Source organism: Pseudomonas sp. SJZ131 (assembly GCF_007828705.1).
Taxonomy (GTDB): Bacteria; Pseudomonadota; Gammaproteobacteria; order Pseudomonadales; family Pseudomonadaceae; genus Aquipseudomonas; species Aquipseudomonas prosekii.
This window is the reverse complement of record NZ_VIVC01000001.1, coordinates 305,846-324,453: the sequence shown is the minus strand read 5'-3', so window position 1 is coordinate 324,453 and position 18,608 is coordinate 305,846. Positions and strand designations below refer to the sequence as shown.

Here is an 18,608-nt window from a genome sequence, read left to right as displayed (position 1 = left end):
TTCCGCCAGTTATCCGGGCTAATTGGATCCAGCAAAATGGCGGTGATTTGTTTCGATATGTTGAGGAACCCTCGCTACAACGGCGGGAAAATAGTTGTCCACGCCGCAGTTTTCCGTACAACCGAAGGCCGTTCACCACGCGTGCATGGCACGACAATTCACCATTTGGTTAAACTACGCCGCCGACGCTCCGTGCATCGGCCTGCTGACTTCCGGGGTGCTATCTATCGTGGCTGTTCGACCGCCAAACCGTACGCAAAAAACACCGCGCTGGCCCGCGCTGCACCGCTTGTTCGGCAAAGCGCTGCTCGGCAAAAGCCTGCTTGGCAAAGCGGCGTCGCCCGGCAACCCACGGTTGATTCACGATTACTTTCAGCACAAAGCGTCCGCGCAGGGCTACACCCTCAGCCACAGCCAGCAACGAGTGATCGACTGCATGGCGCAACACGCGACCCATTTGCTCGGATCGTCGGCGAAAACCCTGCCCGGTCTGTACTTGCATGGAGCGGTCGGGCGCGGCAAGAGCTGGCTGCTCGACGGATTTTTCCAGGCCCTGCCGATCGAGCAAAAACAACGTCTGCACTTCCATGAATTCTTCGCCCGGTTGCATCAAGGCATGTTCGACAATCGCGAGCACAACGATGCCCTGGCGACGACGCTGGACACGCTGTTGCAGGATTGCCGGGTACTGTGCTTCGACGAGTTTCACGTGCATGACATCGGCGACGCGATGCTGATCAGCCGGCTGTTCAAAGCCTTGTTCCGTCGCGGCATTCTGCTGTTGGTGACGTCCAACTACCCACCCGAAGGCCTGCTGCCGAATCCGCTGTATCACGCGCGTTTCAAACCGGTGATCGACCTGATCAACACGCGCATGCAAGTGATGGAAGTCGGTGGCCCGCATGATTACCGCAGTCAGGCGCGCACCGATCATTTGCAGGTGTTTACCCACGGCCAATATGTCTGGCCGGCGACGCCGCAGCAGCGGCAAGCGCTGAGCCTGCCGGACCGCGCGGAGCCCTTGGAACTGACGGTCGGCACGCGACAAATGTCGGCGTGGTTTTGCCACGGCAGCACGGTTGGCTTCAGCTTCGGCGACCTCTGCGATCAGCCGACCGCAGTGATGGATTATCTGGAGTTGTGTCGGCATTTCGATCACTGGGTGATTGATCAACTGCCCTGCCTGGCCGAGTGTTCGATGGCAGCGCAGCAGCGATTTATCAACCTGATCGACGTTTTATACGATCAGGACAAACACCTGGTGTTGCTCGGGCAGCGCTCTTTGCATGAAAGCCTGGGCGGCCATGCGATTGATCTGGCGCGCACGCGCAGTCGGTTGGGGCAATTGGTGGAGGTTCGCAAGGTTGTTTGATTGAGCGGTTTTTTTGCGCGATGGCTGCTCGCGAAACCGGCCTGACCGACACACCGACTTCCCGCTATCATGCAGCCCATTCTTCGGGCCGCGCGCCCGACGCCACGACCAATAGCGAATCCCGTTGATGAATACCCTTGCCCAATTGCAGGCCGGTGAACTGGCCGGCATTACCCGCCTCGACTTGTCCTGTGGCCTCAGCGAATTCCCCCGGGAAATCTTCGACCTCGCCGATTCGCTGGAAGTGCTCAACCTCAGTGGCAACGCCTTGCGCAGCTTGCCGGACGACCTGCATCGGTTGCGCAAATTGCGCATCATTTTCTGCTCCGACAACCTCTTCAGCGAACTGCCAGCGTGTCTGGGCCAATGCGCGGCGCTGAGCATGGTCGGCTTCAAGGCCAATCGCATCGAACACGTGCCCGGCGCCGCGCTGCCACCGCTGCTGCGCTGGTTGATCCTGACCGACAATCGCATCAGCGAACTGCCGAGTGAACTGGGCCAGCGCCCGCACTTGCAAAAACTCATGCTGGCCGGCAATCGCCTGCAACAGTTGCCCGAAAGCCTGCGCAATTGCCATCAGCTCGAACTGATCCGCATCGCCGCCAACCAACTCGGCGAACTGCCGGAATGGCTGCTGACTCTGCCGGCGCTGAGCTGGCTGGCGTACGCCGGCAACCCGCTGGAAACCGAAGCCGACGCCGCTGCGCTCGAAGCGACACCGAGCATTGCCTGGGCGCAGTTGCGTCTGGAACAGCAATTGGGTGAAGGCGCGTCGGGGGTAATTCATCGCGCCACGTGGCAGCGCCCGGATCAGCCGGCCAGCGAGGTCGCGGTCAAACTCTATAAAGGTGAGATGACCAGCGATGGCTCGCCGCTGCATGAGATGAATGCCTGCATCACCGCCGGCCTGCACCCCAACCTGATCCGTGTTGAAGGGCGAATTGTCGAGCATCCGCAGGCCCAGGCTGGGTTGGTAATGCAGTTGATCGACCCGAGTTATCGCAATCTGGCGGGGCTGCCGAGCCTGGCGTCGTGTTCGCGGGATGTTTACCGCGACGACACGCGTTTTACTGCGGCAGTGGCGTTGCGCAGCGCCGGTGGCATTGCTTCGGTGGCCGCGCATTTACACCGGCAAGGCATCACCCACGGCGATTTGTACGGCCACAACATTTTGTGCAATGAGCACGGTGATTGTCTGTTGGGGGACTTTGGCGCGGCGTCTTTTCATGCCACCGGCGACAGCGTCGAAAGCCGTGCGCTGCAACGCATCGAAGTGCGCGCGTTTGGCGTGTTGCTGGGGGAATTGCTGGCGCGGATTGATTCGGGGTTGGGTGCTGAACAGCGTCTGGCGCTGGAGGATTTGCAACAGCGTTGCTGTCAGCCGGATGTGCTGGCGCGGCCGGGATTCAGCGAGATCGTGCGCGAACTGAAGGGCCTGTAGCCGCTGCACATTGATGGGCCAGCGGGCAAAAAAAGTGGCAATCGCCTCAACGATTGCCACTTTTCATCAAGCTCTATACACCTGGTAAGGCTGGTTTAAACGGCTGGATTATTGGCCGTAAACATCAAAATCGAAGTACTTGTCCTGAACCTGCTTGTACTTGCCGTCGGCGCGGATTTCAGTGATGGCGGTGTTGAATTTTTTCGCCAATTCCTTATCGCCCTTGCGCACGGCAATGCCCGCGCCGCCGCCGAAGTATTTGGCGTCTTCGTAGGTCGGGCCGACGAATGCAAAACCTTTACCGGCGTCGGTTCTCAGAAAACCGTAATCGAGGTTGACCGAGTCGGCCAGCATCGCGTCGAGGCGGCCGGAGACCATGTCGAGGTTGGCTTCCTGCTGGGAGCCGTAACGCACCAGGATGATGCCTTCGGGTTCCAGCACTTCCGTGGCAAAACGGTCGTGGGTGCTGGCGCGCAGTACGCCGACTTTCTTGCCTTTGAGTTCGGTCAGCGGGTCTTTGACGTCGGTGCCTTGCTTCATCAAGAAGCGCGCCGGCGTGTGGTAGTACTTGACGGTGAAATCGACGTTTTTCTTGCGGTCGTCAGTGATGGTCATGGACGACAGGATGGCGTCGATTTTCTTCACTTTCAGCGCCGGGATCAGGCCGTCGAACTCTTGCTCGACCCACACGCATTTGACTTTCATCTGCTCACACAGCGCATCGCCGATGTCCACGTCGAAACCGGCGAGTTTGCCGTCAGCGGTTTTCATCGAGAATGGAGGGTACCCGGCTTCAATGCCGATGCGGATCGGCTTGGCATCGTCAGCCACAGCGCTGAGGGACAACATCGACAGTGCCAGGGCACCAAACATCACTAGCTTGTTCATTTATAACTCCATGGTGTGCGGAGGCTTTTATTGGCAGCTTTAGAGTGGCAGTTTCGATGGATGAAGATCGAAAGTGGCGGCAGTCTAGAGTGGCTTTGGGCCAGCCAACTATCTATAAGCGACAAATACTTATAGAAAAAACCAGGATTACCCGCACACCCGCAGGAGCGAGGCTTGCCCGCGAAAGCGTTATGTCAGCCAACAAAAATGTCGAACACGACGAGCCCCTGTAGGAGCAAGGCTTGCCCGCGAAGGCGGTGTGTCAGCCAATATAAATGTCGAACACGACGAGCCTCTGTGGGAGCAAGGCTTGCCCGCGAAGGCGGTGGGTCAGCCGACATTGATGTTGGATTTGACGGCCTCTTCGCGGGCAAGCCTTGCTCCCACAGGGTTATGGTTTATTGGCAGGTCAGCATTCGCAGCCAATCGCCCCGCTAACCGCGTCAACGCTTAGCGCAAACCCTTCATCCAGCCAGCCGGTAACCCCGCCGATCATTTCCTTGACCGGGTAACCCAGCGCCGCGAGTTTGACTGCGGCTTTGTTTGCGCCGTTGCAGTGCGGGCCGGCGCAATACACCACAAACAACGTGGACGCGGGATAAGCCGCCAGCGCCTGGGCGGTTATCAATCGCCCCGGAATGTTGATCGCCCCCGGCACGTGCCCGCGCTGGTAGGCCGATGGCCCGCGCGTATCCACCAACACGAAATCCACCTCGCCAGCCTCCTGGCTGCCGTAGACGTCGGAACAATCGGTTTCAAACGTCAGACGATTGCTGAAATGCATGAGGGCAATCGCGGACGGGGCGGCGGGGATTTGGCGAACCAGACTGGTCATGGTGTGTAGTCCTTAGTAGCGGTGGGTGTAGGCAAACTTTATCTGCCAGACACTTGCCGCTACAGTGGCGCACAAGACACTTACCGGGAAGTTTCCGCCAAATGCCCAACACCCCAGGATTGGTCGCAATTCTGGCCTATGACGGCCTCTGCACATTCGAGTTCGGCATCGCCGTGGAGATCTTCGGCCTGACCCGGCCGGAGTTCGATTTCCCGTGGTACCAGCACCAGATCGTTGCCGTGGATGACGGACCGATGCGCGCCATGGGCGGAATCCAGGTGCTGGCCGACGGCGGCATGCCATTGCTTGAAACCGCGCGCACCATCATCGTCCCCGGTTGGCGCGACCGCCAGGCGCCGGTGCCAGAGGCGTTGCTGGTTGCGTTGCGCCAGGCACATGCGCGGGGTGCGCGGTTGCTGTCGATCTGTTCCGGGGTGTTTGTGCTCGCCGCCACTGGCCTGCTCGACGGTCATCGCGCCACTACTCACTGGCGCTACACCGGCGAATTGGCGGAACGTTTTCCGAACATTCTGGTGGACCCGGACGTGCTGTATGTCGATTCGGGCCAATTGATCACTTCGGCCGGCAGCGCGGCGGGCATCGATGCTTGTCTGCATTTGGTGGCGCGCGACTTTGGCACGCAAGTCGCCAACTCGGTGGCGCGACGCCTGGTGATGTCGCCGCAACGCACCGGTGGTCAGGCGCAGTTTATTCCGGCGCCGGTCAGCGCTTCGCCGCGCAGCGATTTGTCCCGAGTCATGCAATGGGCGCGCGAGCGTTTGCACCAACCGCTGGAGGTGCGCGACCTCGCCAGTGAAGCCGCGATGAGCGAACGCACTTTCTTGCGGCGTTTTACCGAGGCCAGCGGCCTGTCGCCGAAAACCTGGCTGCAACATCAACGCCTGGCCCGGGCGCGGGAACTGCTCGAAAGCACCAACGCCAACACCGAACAGATCGCCGAACGCTGTGGTTACCGTTCCGTGGAAAGTTTTCGGGTGGCGTTTCGCAGCGTGGTCGGGGTGCCGCCATCGGTGTATCGGGAGCGCTTTGGGCGGGAGGTCACGGCGATTTCCTGAGGTGCTTTTACTGGACCAATCGCGAGCAGGCTCGCTCCTACAGAGTCCGCGTATTCCCGTGTAGGAGCGAGGCTTGCCCGCGAACAGGCCCGCGCAGACACCTGAAGTTTCAAAGCTTGCGCAGCAAATACGTATCCATGATCCAGCCATTCGCCAACCGCGCGGCTTTGCGCACCCGCTCAATCTGCGCCGCGACGTCTTTGAGCTTGCCCGAGATGAGGATTTCATCGGGCGTGCCGAGGTAGGCGCCCCAGTAAATCTGCGTCTCCGGATCCGCCACGTGCTGGTAGGAATCTTCGGCATCGAGCATCACCACGACGCTGTCCGCCTCACTCACCTGCCCCGCCGCCAGTCGCCGGCCGGTGGTGATTTCAATCGAGCGGCCAATGCGGTTCAGTGGCACTTTGTGTTGCGCCGCCAACGCCTGGACGCTGGTAATGCCGGGGATCACTTCGAACTCGAAGGTGCAACGCCCGGCGTCGAGGATCGATTGCAGGATGCGCACGGTGCTGTCGTACAACGCCGGGTCGCCCCACACCAGGAAACCGCCGCACTGGCCGTCGGACATTTCCTCGTTGATCAGTCGTTCGAAGGTGTTTTGCTTGGCCAGGTTCAGCGCCTCGACGCTGGTCTTGTAGTCAACATCGCCGCGCTCGCGCTCGGGGCTGTGGGCTTCGACAAAACGATAATCGTGATCGGTGATGTAGCGTTCGCAGATCTCGCGGCGCAGGTCGATCAACTTGTCTTTGCTCTGGCCCTTGTCCATGAGGAAAAACACGTCGGCGCGGTTCAGCGCTTTCACCGCTTGCATAGTTATGTAGTCCGGGTTGCCGGCGCCAATGCCGATGACCAGCAAGGTTTTCATCAAATTGCTCCTTCGAAAGCAGTGCCCGTCAAGCGTAGCCGCCAGCGCCCGGTGAAACGCAATTCGAGCGCCGAGAGCGGCTCGACGTCGATCAGGTGGCTCGCCGGGCTTTGCAGCACGTGCGCCAGTGCGGCGCGAATAACGTAAGGATGAGTGACCGCGATCACCTGGCCCGGCTGCGCCTCCAGCGTGGCCAGCCATGCCGCAACACGTGCGCCGAGTTGGTTTACCGACTCGCCACCGTGCGGCGCCGAATCCGCGTCGGCGAGCCAAGCGTTCAGTGCTTCGGGCTCATGCTTTTGCAAATCGCTGAGGCGCTGGCCCTGCCAACGGCCGAAATCACAATCGCGCAGGGCTTCGACGACTTGCGCATCGTTGCCAAACAGCTCGGCGGTTTGCCGGGTCCGGGCTTCGGGGCCGCACAGCAGGATTGGCGCCACGTTGGATGCATCGCGACGGCAAGACTTCGCCGATTGCCAATCGATTTCCACCGATTCGTCCGCAGGAAAACGCGCGAGTTTCTGTGCGACGGTTCGCGCGTGGCAGATCAGGGTCAAACGGGTCGCCTGCACGGGTGATTACTCTTTGATGGAAAGCCGAACGGCAACACGCCGCCAACAGTCGGGCGATTGTGCCGCAAGAAGTGTCAGCAATACACACAGCCTGCTGGAAATTCCGCAGCCAAATAGATCATGTCTGACACGCCAATGGTCAATGTCCTACACGCGCTGTCGACATCTACTTAGCCCAAAGGACACGGGCGTTTCGCCCGATCTCACCGACAAATATCCTCTCGTGAAAAACCGCTAGACATGTAGTGTGAGTTACATAAATACTGTTTTGGCGAATTGTGAAATAAAACCGACACACCCATCCAGCAGGAGCCCGGATGCCGCCTCTCAGAGACTTGATCACCGATCCCGGCCTCGTATTGACGCCGTCGGAGCGCAAAGTCATCCGCGCCTTGCTCGACCAATACCCGCGTAACGGGTTGGGGCCGATGTCGCGTCTGGCCGAACATGCCGGTGTCAGCGATCCGACCATCGTGCGGCTGGTGAAAAAACTCGGTTTTGGTGGTTACGCTGAATTCCAGGACGCCCTGCTCAGCGACATGGACCACCGCTTGCGCTCCCCCAGCGCCCTGCTGCAACCGCGCGCTCATTTGCAAAAAGACGATCCGTGGAGCCATTACCTGGCCGAGACGCACCGCTCGCTGCTCGAAACCCAAGCCCTGACCCAACCTGAAGACGTGCGCATTCTGCTCGAATGGCTGCTCGACGTGCGCCACCAAGTGCATTGCTTCGGCGGGCGTTTCAGCAGTTTCCTCGCCAATTACCTGCTCAATCACCTGCGCCTGCTGCGTCCCGGCTGTTTTGCTCTGGAAGACAACGCCCAGCTACCCGACCGTTTGTTCGATGTACAGCGCCAGGACGTGGTGCTGGTGTTCGACTATCGGCGTTACCAGACCCAGGCCTTGCGCGTGGCCAGCGCGGCGAAAAACCGTTATGCGCGGGTGGTGCTGTTTACCGACATCTATGCTTCGCCGCTGCGTGAAATGGCCGACCTGATCATCAGCGCGCCGGTGGAATCGGTTTCCGCGTTCGACAGCATGGTCCCGGCACTGGCGCAAATCGAGGCGTTGATCGCCTGCCTGACCTTGCGCAGCCCGGACCTCGCCGATCGGCTCGAAGGCATCGACGCCGTGCGCTCCGACTTCAATACTCATTTGCTGGAGGAAAAATAAGGATGTTGACGCTCCCTCACCGCTCGCCCCGCGACGTGCCGTTTGTCACCGACCACACCGCGCTGTTGCTGGTCGACATGCAACGCGCCTGGCTCGAACCGCAGTTCGACCCGCACCTCAACGAGCCCGACGCCGAATATTTCCTCAGCCGCACGCGCCAGCAGGTGGTGCCCAATCAACAACGCTTGCTCGAAGCCTTTCGCGGCGCGCGGCAGAACGTTCTGCACACCTTGATCGAAAGCCTCACCGCCGATGGCCGCGACCGCTCGCTGGACCACAAACTCTCGGACATGCATTTGCCCAAGGGCAGCCCGCAGGCGCAGGTGATTGAGCAACTGACGCCGCAGGAAAACGAAATCGTCCTGCCGAAGACTTCTTCGGGCGTCTTCAACTCGACCAACATCGACTATGTGCTGCGCAATCTCGAAACGCGGCACCTGATCATCGCCGGCATCGTCACCGACCAATGCGTGGACATGGCGGTGCGCGACGCCGCCGACCGTGGCTATCTGGTGACGCTGGTCGCCGACGCCTGCGCGACCTATACCGAGCAACGCCATCAGGCCTGCCTCAACGCGATCAAGGGTTATTGCTGGATTACCGACACGCAAACCGTGCTCCGCCGTTTGCGGGAGATGCAGCCATGAGCGCGCATCTGTTGCCGGTGCCGATGACCACGATTGTCACCACCGACCTGATCGGCGTGACCCGTGGCCGTTCGTTTCCCAGCGATGAGCTGGACCATTACCAAGCCGCCGGTTGCGGCTGGGTGCCGGCCAACAGTGCGCTGACCCCGCAAGACGTGATCGCCTCGAGCAACCCGTGGGGCGCTTACGGTGATTTGCGGCTGATTCCAGATCTGGGCAGCCGGGTGACCGTCAACAATGGCCCGGACGCCAACGCCCCGGCGCTCGATTTCATCCACGGCGACCTTTGCGAAACCGATGGCCGGCCGTGGAGCGCTTGCCCGCGCACGCTGCTGCGCAATGAAGTGGAACGTTATCGCGCCGAACTCGGTTTGCAGGTCAACGCGGCGTTCGAACACGAGTTCAATCTCGACAGCGGCACTGCCGAACACCTGGCGTTTTCCCTTGAAGCGCAGCGCCAGGGCGCCGAGTTTGGCGGCTGGCTGCTCAGCGCTTTACGCGCGGGCGGCGTCGAACCGGAAATGTTCCTGCCGGAATACGGCAAGCATCAATACGAAATCACCTGCCGCCCGACCCTCGGCGTTGCGGCCGCCGACCGCGCGGTCAATGTGCGTGAAATCACCCGCGAGATCGCCCGGCAAATGGGCCTCGACCTGAGTTTCGCGCCGAAAACCGCCGAACATGCCGTCTGCAACGGCGTGCACTTGCACATCAGCCTGCAGGACCTGGCCGGGCAACCGCTGCTATACGACGCCGGCACCAGCAATGGTTTGTCGATGCTCGGTGAGCAGTGGGCTGCCGGCGTTCTGCATTACATGCCGGCACTGTGTGCGTTTACCGCGCCGACGCCGGTGTCTTATGAACGATTGCAGCCACATCACTGGAGCGCGTCGTACGCCTGCCTCGGCCAACGCAACCGGGAAGCGGCGTTACGGATTTGCCCGACCGTCAGCTTCGGCGGTAAACCGGTCGCGGCGCAGTACAACCTGGAATTTCGCGCGATGGACGCCACCGCCTCTCCGCATCTGGCAATGGCTGCGCTGCTGATCGCCGGGCGACTGGGCATTGAGCAACGCCTGGCGCTGAACGCCGTCACCGATGAAATCCCCGATGCCTTGAATGACGAACAACGCCAGTCGCGCGGCATCGTCGCCCTGCCCGCTTCGCTGGCCCAGGCGCTGGATTGCCTGCGCAACAGCGAGGCGCTGATCGAAGCCTTGCCGCAGGCCTTGCTCGACACCTATTTCGCCCTGAAAACCGAGGAATTGACGCTGACGGAACAGCTCTCGCCCGCCGAACTTTGTGAGCACTATGCGCGCCTGTACTGAATCCGTTGAACAGGGGCTTTACACCCGCCCCGCGTACACCTTGAGCCGGGAAGCTTCCGAGCACCCGCTGATTCTGGTGTGCGAACACGCCAGCCGGTTTATTCCGCCGGCGCTGAATGACCTGGGCCTGAACGCCGAAGCCGCGCGCCAGCACATTGCCTGGGACATCGGCGCCCTGGCGTTGGCCGAACGTTTGTCGGAGACCCTCGGCGCGACCCTGCTGGCGGCGAATTATTCGCGTTTGCTGATCGACCTCAACCGCCCGCGCCACGCCCCGGACAGCATTCCCGGGCAAAGCGAAATCTACCAGGTGCCGGGCAACCAGCAACTCGACGAAGCGACGCGCGAGCATCGTCGGCAGATGTTGTTCAAGCCGTTCCACACGCGCCTGCAAACCCTGATCGATGAGCGCGTGGCGCAAGGTCGCCCGGTGCGGGTGGTGGGGATTCACAGTTTCACCCCGGTTTATTACGGTCAGCAGCGTCCGCTGGAGGCCGGTGTGTTGTTTGGCGAGGCGCGGCAATATGCGCAAAATGTGCTCGACGGCTTGGCCCGTCATCCGTTGAAAGTCGCCGGTAATCAGCCGTACAAAATCGACCCGTTGGGCGACATGACCGTGCCGGTGCACGGCGATGCTCGCGGCTTGCAAGCGCTGTTGATCGAGGTCCGCAACGACCTGCTGCGCACGCCGGAAAACGTTGATCGCTGGGCCGGATATCTGGCCCCGCTGCTGTAGGAAAAAGCTCTACGTTCACAAAGCTCTATGTAAAAAAGCTCTACATAAAAAAAAGCTCTGCCCGCATAAAAACTAAAAGTTGTCCGAACGACTGATAAGGAGAAACGCTTCATGGAAATAGAAGAATTCGGCTACAAGCAGGAGTTGAAACGTAGCCTGACGCTCACGGACCTGGTGGTGTACGGGATGATCTTCATGATCCCGATCGCACCGTTTGGTGTGTATGGCTACGTCAACGCCGAGGCGCCGGGGATGGTGCCGCTTGCGTACATCATCGGCATGGTTGCGATGCTGTTCACCGCGCTCAGCTACGGCAGCATGGCCCGGGCTTTTCCTATCGCCGGCTCGGTGTATTCCTACGCGCAACGCGGCTTGAATCAACACGTCGGGTTTATCGCCGGTTGGTTGATGCTGCTCGATTACCTGCTGATCCCGCCGCTGCTGTACGTCTACGCGGCGATGGCGCTGAATCATCTGTATCCGGACATCCCGAAAGTCGGCTTCATTCTCGCGTTCCTGGTCAGCGCAACGTTTGTAAACCTGCGCGGCATCACTTTCACCGCGCGGATGAACATTGTGTTTCTGCTCGCGCAACTGGTGGTGCTGGGGATTTTCCTGTTCTACGCCTGGAACGCCCTGCACAACGGTGGCGGCAACGGCCAACTGACTTTGGCGCCGCTGTACAACCCGCAAACATTCAACTTCGCCCTGCTGATGCAAGCCGTGTCGATTGCGGTGTTGTCGTTCCTTGGCTTCGATGCGATTTCCACGCTCGCCGAAGAGATCAAGGGCGATCCCGGCCGCAGCGTCGGCAAAGCGGCGTTGATTACGCTGGTGGTGATGGGCGTGATTTTTGTCGTGCAAACCTGGATCGCCACCGACCTCGCGGCGGGCATGGGTTTCACCTCGGCGGACACCGCGTTTTATGAAATCGCCGAAATTGCCGCTGGCAGCTGGCTCGCAACGCTGACCGGCGTGGCTACCGCGCTGGCCTGGGGCGTGGCGGTCGCCATCACTTCACAAGCGGCGGTGTCGCGGCTGCTGTTCGGCATGGCGCGCGACGGCAAACTGCCGAAGGTGCTGGCCAAAGTCCATCCGAAACACAACACGCCGTACATCAGCATTTACCTGGTGGCGGTGCTGTCGCTGGTGATCTGCTACTTGTTCATCAATTCGGTAGACACCCTGACCTCGCTGGTGAACTTCGGCGCGCTGAGCGGGTTCATGCTGCTGCACCTGACCGTGATCAATTACTACTGGCGCCGGCAGAAATCCGGCCAGGTGATTCGTCACCTGCTGTGCCCGGTGATCGGCTTCATCATCGTCGCGGCCATCATGTACAACATGGGCGTTGATGCGCAGAAGCTTGGCTTGATCTGGATTGCGCTGGGTCTGGTCTATCTGTTCTTCCTCAACAAACTGGGCGCCAGCACAACGCTGCCGGACCCGAGCAACGTCTGACAATAAAAAGGGCGGCGTCTGACAACAAATCAGGCGACCGCTGCTTTAACGCGTGGAAACCGACAGTGATAGTCAGGTTCGGCGGAACACCGTCGAACCCTTTGATACAGGAGTGCATCCATGCTGGTCTTACGTCCAGTCGAACTGACCGACCTGCCCCAGTTGCAGCAACTGGCCCGCGACAGCCTGGTGGGCGTGACCTCGCTGCCGGACGACAGCGAATGCTTGCGGGAAAAGATCCTCGATTCCAACGATTCGTTTAACCGGGACGTTGAAAGCAATGGCCCGGAAAACTACTTCTTCGTCCTCGAAGACCTGGCCACCGAGCGCCTGACCGGGTGCTCGGAAATCCTCGCCACTGCCGGGTTCGCCGAGCCGTTCTACAGCCTGCGCAACCGCCACTTCACCAGCGCCTCGCGCGAACTGAACATCGAACACGGCGTGCCCGCGCTGTCGTTGTGCCACGACCTCAGCGGCCACACCTTGCTGCGCGGCTTTCACATTGACGCGGCGCTGGTGCGCACGCCGTTTTCCGAATTGCTGTCGCGCGCGCGACTGCTGTTTATCGCGGCGCACGCGGCACGCTTCTCCGAAGCGGTGATTACCGAAATCGTTGGTTACAGCGATGAACAAGGCCAGTCGCCGTTCTGGAATGCCTTGGGCAAACACTTTTTCGATCTGCCGTACGTCGAGGCCGAAAGGCTGTGCGGGTTGCAGAGCCGGACGTTTCTCGCTGAATTGATGCCGCATTACCCGATCTACGTGCCGATGCTGCCGCCAGCGGCCCAGGAATGCATTGGCCGGGTTCACCCCGATGGCCAGGAAGCGTTCGACATTCTTGAGCGTGAAGGCTTCGAAACCAACAGTTACATCGACCTGTTCGACGGCGGGCCGACGCTGTTCGCGCGCACTTCAACAATCAATTCGATCACTCGCAGCCACACGGCGCGGGTGCAGCAGGTTGAGGTTATCCAGGCGCGTGGCAGTTATCTGCTGAGCAATGATTCGCTCAGGGACTATCGGGCGATTGTCGCCGAACTGGCATTCAACGATGGGCAAACGGTGGGTCTGAGCGCCGAGATGTGCGCCGCGTTGCACGTGACCGACGGCAGCCTGATCCGGCTGATCGCCCTGTGAGCATCATCCGGCCCCGCGCCCAACGACAGCGCCCGAGCACGTGCGCAAAAGGAGCTGCATCATGATTGTCCGCCCGGTTAGCGTCGCCGACCTGCCCGCCTTGTTGGCGCTGGTGCAACAGGCCGGCCCGGGGTACACCACCCTGCCGGCCAACGAGGAACGGCTCGGCCATCGGGTGCGCTGGTCGCAACGCACGTTCGCCGAACAAGTCGAGCGCGCCGACGCCGATTATCTGTTCGTGCTCGAGGACGATGATCAGCAAGTGGTCGGGGTCAGTGCGCTGACCGGCGCCGTCGGCATTCGCGAGCCCTGGTACAACTATCGGGTCGGGCTGACGGTGAATTCGTCGCCGGACCTGGGCATTCAGCGGCAGATCCCGACGTTGTTCCTCAACAACGAAATGACCGGGCAATCGGAGTTGTGCTCGCTGTTTCTGCGACCGGATCAGCGTCAGGGTTATAACGGGCGTTTGTTGTCGCTCGGGCGCTTGCTGTTTGTCGCCGAATTCCGCCAGTTGTTCGGCGAAAAGATGATCGCCGAGTTGCGCGGCAGTGCCGACGAGCACGGTCGCTCGCCGTTCTGGGACAGCCTGGGCCGGCACTTTTTCCAGATGGATTTCAGTTATGCCGACCAATTGTCGGGGCTCGGCAACAAATCCTTTATCGCCGAACTGATGCCGCGCCAGCCGCTGTACACCTGCCTGCTGACCGAACAGGCGCAAGCGGTGATTGGACAGGCCCACCCGAACACGCAACCGGCGCTGAAAATTCTCAGCGCCGAAGGTTTTGCGCATAAGGACTACATCGACATTTTTGACGGCGGACCGGTAATTGAGGCACCGGTGGCGAAGATCCGCACGGTGCGCGACAGTCAGCCGCTGATTCTCGGCATCGGTACGCCGGATGATCAGGCGCCGGTGTGGCTGATCCACAACCGACGACTGGAGAATTGCCGGATCACTACGGCCCAGGCACGGTTGGTCGGTAACAGCCTGATCGTCGATCGATTGACCGCGAAACGCCTGCAACTGCAACCGGGCAACTCGGTGCGCGCGGTGCCGTTGCCGAATCAGGAGCAGCAGGCTGTGGCGGCCTGACTGCAACACCATACGCCCCTGTAGCAGCTGGCGAAGCCTGCGTCGGGCTGCGAAGCGGCCCTGAAATTACCGACCCGGTACACTTTGTTCACTCGACTGAGTGAATTTGTTTATGCAGGTTTATCCAATTGCGAGCGCTGCGCACTCGGACGCAGCCTTCGGCAGCTGCTACAAGGGGCTCGGCAAACTGAGCGAAATCCAGGCAAGCCCAACCCTGCCGAGAGCGGTATCGTTTCACCCGAGTTTAAATTCGTCATCATCTTTGCCGCGCTCGCGTGATAGCCTTTTGTTCCTTCGGCGTTGACAGTTTTGTTCAAGCCCTTCCATTCCAATGCAGTGGTGGAACTATATGTCCAGGCTTTCCCATCAAGATTTGCGCCGTAACTTTCGCCAATTGCTGGCCTCCGACACCTGCTATCACACCGCCTCGGTGTTCGACCCGATGTCGGCGCGCATCGCCGCTGACCTGGGTTTTGAAGTCGGCATTCTCGGCGGCTCGGTCGCCTCTTTGCAGGTACTGGGCGCTCCCGATTTCGCCCTGATCACCCTCAGTGAATTCGCCGAACAAGCCACGCGCATCGGCCGCGTCGCGCAATTGCCGGTGATCGCCGACGCCGACCACGGCTACGGCAACGCGCTCAATGTGATGCGCACCATCGTTGAACTGGAACGCGCCGGCATCGCCGCGCTGACCATCGAAGACACGTTGCTGCCCGCGCAATTCGGCCGTAAATCCACCGATCTGATCGGGGTTGCCGAAGGCGTCGGCAAGATCCGCGCGGCCCTCGAAGCCCGGGTCGACAAGGAAATGGCGATCATCGCCCGCACCAACGCGGGGATTCTGCCGATCCAGGAAATCATCAACCGCACCCAGCAATACCAGAACGCCGGCGCCGACGGCATTTGCATGGTGGGCGTGCAGGATTTCGACCAACTGGAAAAAATCGCCGAAAACCTCAACGTGCCGTTGATGCTGGTGACCTACGGCAACCCGGCGCTGCGCGACGACAAACGCCTAGCGGAACTGGGCGTGCGGGTGACGATCGACGGCCACGGTGCGTATTTTGCGGCGATCAAGGCAACTTACGACAGCCTGCGCGAACAACGCCAAATCTTCACCCAGGCCTCGGACCTGAGCGCAACCGAACTGACCCACACCTACACGCAGCCAGAAGAATACATTCGCTACGCCGAAGAGTTTATGCGCGTTAAAGAGTGATGACGGCGCCAGTCGCGACACCGCTCATCTGATCGTTCCCGCGCAGAGCATGGGAACGATCGATGACGGCGGGGTTTAGCGCTTGGTCAATTCCATGATCATCCGCGACAGCAGATAGATGCGTGGCGCGACGCTCTCGACTTCGGCGTATTCCTCCGGCGTATGAATGTTGCCGCCGACAATCCCGAAGCCGTCCAGCGTCGGCGTGCCAACGCCTGCCGAGAGACTCGCATCCGCCGCCCCACCGCTGCCCTCTTCGGTGAGCTTGCGGCCGATTTCGCCGTAAATCCCCTGGGCAATGGCCATCAGCCGATCCGACTCCGGCGTTTGCGGCATCGGCGGCAAACCGCGCTCCAGCGTGGTGGTGACTTCGGTGTCGGCGATCAACTTGTCCTTCGACACCCGCGCCAGATCCTTCTCGATCCGGTCGAACTCTTCCGGCACCGCTGCGCGCACATCGGCCTTGGCGGTGGCCTGATCCGGGATCACGTTGGTACGGTCGCCGGCCTTGAGCACGGTGAAGTTGATCGTGGTTTTTTTCGCTTCGTCGCCCAATTTGCCCAATTGCAGAATCTGGTGCGCGGCTTCCATCGCGGCGTTACGCCCCAGCTCCGGCGCGACCCCGGCGTGGGCGGCTTTGCCCTTGACTTCAACGACGGCAGTGGCGCTGCCCTTGCGCCACACCACCAAACCATCGGCCGGGCGACCGGGTTCCAGATTGAGCGTGACGTCGTGGGCCTTGGCGGTTTTCTTGATCAGGTCGGTGGCGACGTCCGAGCCGGATTCTTCGCTGGCATCGAGCAGGAAAGTGATTTGCGCGTAGTCCTTGAAGTCGAGGTTTTTCAGGACTTTCAGCGCGTAGATCCCGGCAACGATGCCGCCCTTGTCGTCCATCACGCCCGGCCCGTAGGCGCGACCGTCCTTGATGTGGAACGGACGCTCGGCGGCCGAACCTTCCTTGAACACCGTGTCCATGTGCGCCATCAGGAGGATTTTCGCCTTGCCGGTGCCTTTGAGCGTAGCAACCACGTGGCTGCTTTTATCCGGAGTGTTGGGCACCCGTTCGATGCTGAAGCCGAGTTTTTTCAGCTCATCGACGGCGATGTCGCTGACTTGGGTCAGGCCCGGTTCATAACCGGACCCGGAATCAATGTTGACCAGTTTTTCCAGCAGCTTCAGCGCTTCGGCCTTGTACTGCTCGGAATCGGCGAGCACTTGTTTGTGTGGTTCGGCGAGGGCTGCTGGGGCGAAAACGCCGAGGGCGAAGGTCAGCGCGAGGCTGGTGGCTAGCGGGGAGCGAGTGAGATTGAAGGTCATGAATCGATCCTTGTTTCGTGTCGGGGGTCGTCGAACCCTACCGCACTGCGACGCCCGGCTCTATACCGGATGCGACATCGAGCGTTCGCAACGACACACCTCTGTATTGCGCTCAGACCGGATCGAGCAACTCTCGGCGGGGCTTGCCGTCGCCGCAGCAGATTACCCGGTTGCGCCCGGTGCTTTTGGCTTCGTACAGCGCCTGATCGGCATCGTTGAGCCACAACGTCGCATCGCTGTGCGCCGGGTTGAACGCAGCGAGGCCAATGCTCAGGCTGACTTTCAACGCCGGGCTCTGCTCGTAGCCGAGGGTGGCGAAACGATCGCGCAAGGCATCCATGACCAGCGCGGCGCTGCTCAGCGGCAGGTCCGGCAGAATCACGCAGAACTCGTCGCCGCCGTAACGCCCGGCAACATCCGTGGCGCGCAGGTTTTGCTTGAGCATTTTGCTCAGTTGCCGCAGGACGATGTCGCCGGCGACATGGCCATAGGTGTCGTTGATGGTTTTGAAGTGGTCGATGTCGATCAGCGCAATCGCCCCGCCCTGATGCGTGCGATGGCAACGCTGGAATTCGACTTCGAGCTGATCCTTCCAGGCGCCGTGATTGAGCAGGCCGGTCAGGCTGTCGGTGCGGCTCAGCGCCAGCAGTTCACGTTTGTGTCGGCCGAGAGTGTCGGCCTGGCGAAAGCAGATCCAACCCAGCGCCAACGGGTACACGCACAACAACGGCAAACAGGCGTACAGCTGTAATTGGCTGGTTTGCGCGATGAACAACGGGGTGAACATCAGCATGCCGGCGCCCATGCCGAAGATCTGTACCACGCTGCCGACCAGCAGAAAACGCAGGCCGCCGATGGCGACGTTGTTCATCGCCATCATTGAGATGGTGGTGGCGCTGGGCAGCGGATTGAATTGCATGGCCGCGACCCAGAAGCCGCCAAGAAAAGCGTCGACCAGCAAATTGCGGTATTCGGCGTGATAAGGAACTGGAGAGCGGCGCGACCATTGATAGGCCAAATACGGCCAGAGCAAGCCGTTGAGCAGCATCAGCGCCCAGACCCACGGCGCCGGATCGAGCGGGTACATCGCTGCGCTCACGCACAATAATCCCAGGGCCAGACCCAAGGTGCGCGACGTGTAGAGACGCTTGGCGAGCGAAAATCCCTTTCCTCCAGTTTTTGCCATAAAGGCCTCGATCACTGAACGGAATCTGATACCCGGGCTTGCGGGGGTGCTGGCAGTCTATCAGGGCAACGTCAAATAGCCATCACCGGCTGGCGGTGAATCCCCCGGCCCCGATTACGCCGCAACCCCCTGTAGGAGCAAGGCTTGCCCGCGAAGAATGCTGACGCGATTTGTCTGATGTACCGCGTTTTCGTTTTTTGCGGGCAAGCCTCGCTCCTGCTTGAGAAACATGACGCGGACTTCTGGAAAACCGCGGCGCC

Annotated in this window: 17 protein-coding genes; 11 read left to right on the top strand and 6 right to left on the bottom strand. The window is 60.6% G+C overall.

Annotated elements, in window-relative coordinates:
- The first annotated feature begins 229 nt into the window (after window positions 1-229).
- Both zapE and FBY12_RS01225 read left to right on the top strand, forming a co-directional pair.
- Window positions 230-1,372: a cell division protein ZapE gene (gene zapE / locus FBY12_RS01230; protein WP_145250320.1), complete on the top strand. Its 1,143-nt coding sequence runs from the start codon at window positions 230-232 to the stop codon at window positions 1,370-1,372.
- 127 nt (window positions 1,373-1,499) lie between these two features.
- Complete coding sequence (locus FBY12_RS01225; protein ID WP_145250317.1) at window positions 1,500-2,813, top strand: leucine-rich repeat-containing protein kinase family protein; 1,314 nt, start codon at window positions 1,500-1,502, stop codon at window positions 2,811-2,813.
- 108 nt (window positions 2,814-2,921) lie between these two features.
- On the opposite strand, the gene FBY12_RS01220 is transcribed toward FBY12_RS01225, so the two are convergent.
- Together FBY12_RS01220 and FBY12_RS01215 are read right to left on the bottom strand one after the other, a co-directional pair.
- A complete protein-coding gene (locus FBY12_RS01220; protein WP_145250314.1) occupies window positions 2,922-3,701 on the bottom strand; it encodes an ABC transporter substrate-binding protein in 780 nt (259 codons plus the stop codon).
- A 409-nt stretch (window positions 3,702-4,110) separates the two neighbouring features.
- Entirely contained in the window at window positions 4,111-4,536 is a 426-nt protein-coding gene (locus tag FBY12_RS01215; RefSeq protein ID WP_145250310.1) for a rhodanese-like domain-containing protein, read from the bottom strand.
- Window positions 4,537-4,637: 101 nt separating this feature from the next.
- Between FBY12_RS01215 and ftrA the strand changes: the two genes are divergently transcribed.
- On the top strand, window positions 4,638-5,612 hold the full coding sequence (gene ftrA, locus FBY12_RS01210; protein WP_145250308.1) for a transcriptional regulator FtrA: 975 nt from the start codon (window positions 4,638-4,640) through the stop codon (window positions 5,610-5,612).
- Window positions 5,613-5,721: 109 nt separating this feature from the next.
- Here the strand turns inward: ftrA and cobF are convergent, their stop codons facing one another.
- On the bottom strand, window positions 5,722-6,477 hold the full coding sequence (cobF, locus tag FBY12_RS01205; RefSeq protein WP_145250305.1) for a precorrin-6A synthase (deacetylating): 756 nt from the start codon (window positions 6,475-6,477) through the stop codon (window positions 5,722-5,724).
- Window positions 6,477-7,049: a histidine phosphatase family protein gene (locus tag FBY12_RS01200; RefSeq protein ID WP_145250302.1), complete on the bottom strand. Its 573-nt coding sequence runs from the start codon at window positions 7,047-7,049 to the stop codon at window positions 6,477-6,479. Before FBY12_RS01200 ends, cobF begins: the two co-directional genes overlap by 1 nt.
- Window positions 7,050-7,366: 317 nt before the next feature.
- Here FBY12_RS01200 and FBY12_RS01195 point away from each other — a divergent pair, with 317 nt between their 5' ends.
- The 8 genes from FBY12_RS01195 (at window position 7,367) to FBY12_RS01155 (ending at window position 15,845) form a co-directional block, all read left to right on the top strand.
- Entirely contained in the window at window positions 7,367-8,221 is an 855-nt protein-coding gene (locus FBY12_RS01195; RefSeq protein ID WP_121733957.1) for a MurR/RpiR family transcriptional regulator, read from the top strand.
- A gap of 2 nt (window positions 8,222-8,223) precedes the next feature.
- Window positions 8,224-8,868: an isochorismatase family cysteine hydrolase gene (locus tag FBY12_RS01190; protein ID WP_145250299.1), complete on the top strand. Its 645-nt coding sequence runs from the start codon at window positions 8,224-8,226 to the stop codon at window positions 8,866-8,868.
- Complete coding sequence (locus FBY12_RS01185) at window positions 8,865-10,196, top strand: glutamine synthetase family protein (RefSeq protein ID WP_145250296.1); 1,332 nt, start codon at window positions 8,865-8,867, stop codon at window positions 10,194-10,196. The genes FBY12_RS01190 and FBY12_RS01185 overlap by 4 nt, the downstream gene beginning before the upstream one ends.
- Window positions 10,180-10,932, top strand: coding sequence for an N-formylglutamate amidohydrolase (locus FBY12_RS01180; protein ID WP_145250293.1), 753 nt, complete (start codon window positions 10,180-10,182; stop codon window positions 10,930-10,932). Before FBY12_RS01185 ends, FBY12_RS01180 begins: the two co-directional genes overlap by 17 nt.
- A gap of 111 nt (window positions 10,933-11,043) precedes the next feature.
- Window positions 11,044-12,393: an APC family permease gene (locus tag FBY12_RS01175; protein WP_145250290.1), complete on the top strand. Its 1,350-nt coding sequence runs from the start codon at window positions 11,044-11,046 to the stop codon at window positions 12,391-12,393.
- A gap of 120 nt (window positions 12,394-12,513) precedes the next feature.
- Entirely contained in the window at window positions 12,514-13,530 is a 1,017-nt protein-coding gene (locus FBY12_RS01170; protein WP_145250287.1) for an arginine N-succinyltransferase, read from the top strand.
- Between the two features lie 61 nt (window positions 13,531-13,591).
- Window positions 13,592-14,626, top strand: coding sequence for an arginine N-succinyltransferase (gene astA, locus FBY12_RS01165; RefSeq protein ID WP_121733961.1), 1,035 nt, complete (start codon window positions 13,592-13,594; stop codon window positions 14,624-14,626).
- Between the two features lie 349 nt (window positions 14,627-14,975).
- Window positions 14,976-15,845: an oxaloacetate decarboxylase gene (locus FBY12_RS01155; RefSeq protein WP_101207186.1), complete on the top strand. Its 870-nt coding sequence runs from the start codon at window positions 14,976-14,978 to the stop codon at window positions 15,843-15,845.
- A gap of 75 nt (window positions 15,846-15,920) precedes the next feature.
- On the opposite strand, the gene FBY12_RS01150 is transcribed toward FBY12_RS01155, so the two are convergent.
- Window positions 15,921-17,162, bottom strand: a complete 1,242-nt coding sequence (locus FBY12_RS01150; RefSeq protein WP_145250281.1) for a M20/M25/M40 family metallo-hydrolase — start codon at window positions 17,160-17,162, stop codon at window positions 15,921-15,923.
- A gap of 112 nt (window positions 17,163-17,274) precedes the next feature.
- Window positions 17,275-18,348, bottom strand: coding sequence for a diguanylate cyclase (locus FBY12_RS01145; protein ID WP_145250279.1), 1,074 nt, complete (start codon window positions 18,346-18,348; stop codon window positions 17,275-17,277).
- Between the last annotated feature and the right edge of the window lie 260 nt (window positions 18,349-18,608).

Coding starts and splice junctions, on each gene's coding strand:
- FBY12_RS01225 (WP_145250317.1), top strand. CDS start 1,500: ATGAATACCCTTGCCCAATTGCAGGCCGGTGAACTGGCCGGCATTACC.
- FBY12_RS01220 (WP_145250314.1), bottom strand. CDS start 3,701: ATGAACAAGCTAGTGATGTTTGGTGCCCTGGCACTGTCGATGTTGTCC.
- FBY12_RS01215 (WP_145250310.1), bottom strand. CDS start 4,536: ATGACCAGTCTGGTTCGCCAAATCCCCGCCGCCCCGTCCGCGATTGCC.
- ftrA (WP_145250308.1), top strand. CDS start 4,638: ATGCCCAACACCCCAGGATTGGTCGCAATTCTGGCCTATGACGGCCTC.
- cobF (WP_145250305.1), bottom strand. CDS start 6,477: ATGAAAACCTTGCTGGTCATCGGCATTGGCGCCGGCAACCCGGACTAC.
- FBY12_RS01195 (WP_121733957.1), top strand. CDS start 7,367: ATGCCGCCTCTCAGAGACTTGATCACCGATCCCGGCCTCGTATTGACG.
- FBY12_RS01190 (WP_145250299.1), top strand. CDS start 8,224: ATGTTGACGCTCCCTCACCGCTCGCCCCGCGACGTGCCGTTTGTCACC.
- FBY12_RS01185 (WP_145250296.1), top strand. CDS start 8,865: ATGAGCGCGCATCTGTTGCCGGTGCCGATGACCACGATTGTCACCACC.
- FBY12_RS01180 (WP_145250293.1), top strand. CDS start 10,180: ATGCGCGCCTGTACTGAATCCGTTGAACAGGGGCTTTACACCCGCCCC.
- FBY12_RS01175 (WP_145250290.1), top strand. CDS start 11,044: ATGGAAATAGAAGAATTCGGCTACAAGCAGGAGTTGAAACGTAGCCTG.
- FBY12_RS01170 (WP_145250287.1), top strand. CDS start 12,514: ATGCTGGTCTTACGTCCAGTCGAACTGACCGACCTGCCCCAGTTGCAG.
- astA (WP_121733961.1), top strand. CDS start 13,592: ATGATTGTCCGCCCGGTTAGCGTCGCCGACCTGCCCGCCTTGTTGGCG.
- FBY12_RS01155 (WP_101207186.1), top strand. CDS start 14,976: ATGTCCAGGCTTTCCCATCAAGATTTGCGCCGTAACTTTCGCCAATTG.
- FBY12_RS01150 (WP_145250281.1), bottom strand. CDS start 17,162: ATGACCTTCAATCTCACTCGCTCCCCGCTAGCCACCAGCCTCGCGCTG.
- FBY12_RS01145 (WP_145250279.1), bottom strand. CDS start 18,348: ATGGCAAAAACTGGAGGAAAGGGATTTTCGCTCGCCAAGCGTCTCTAC.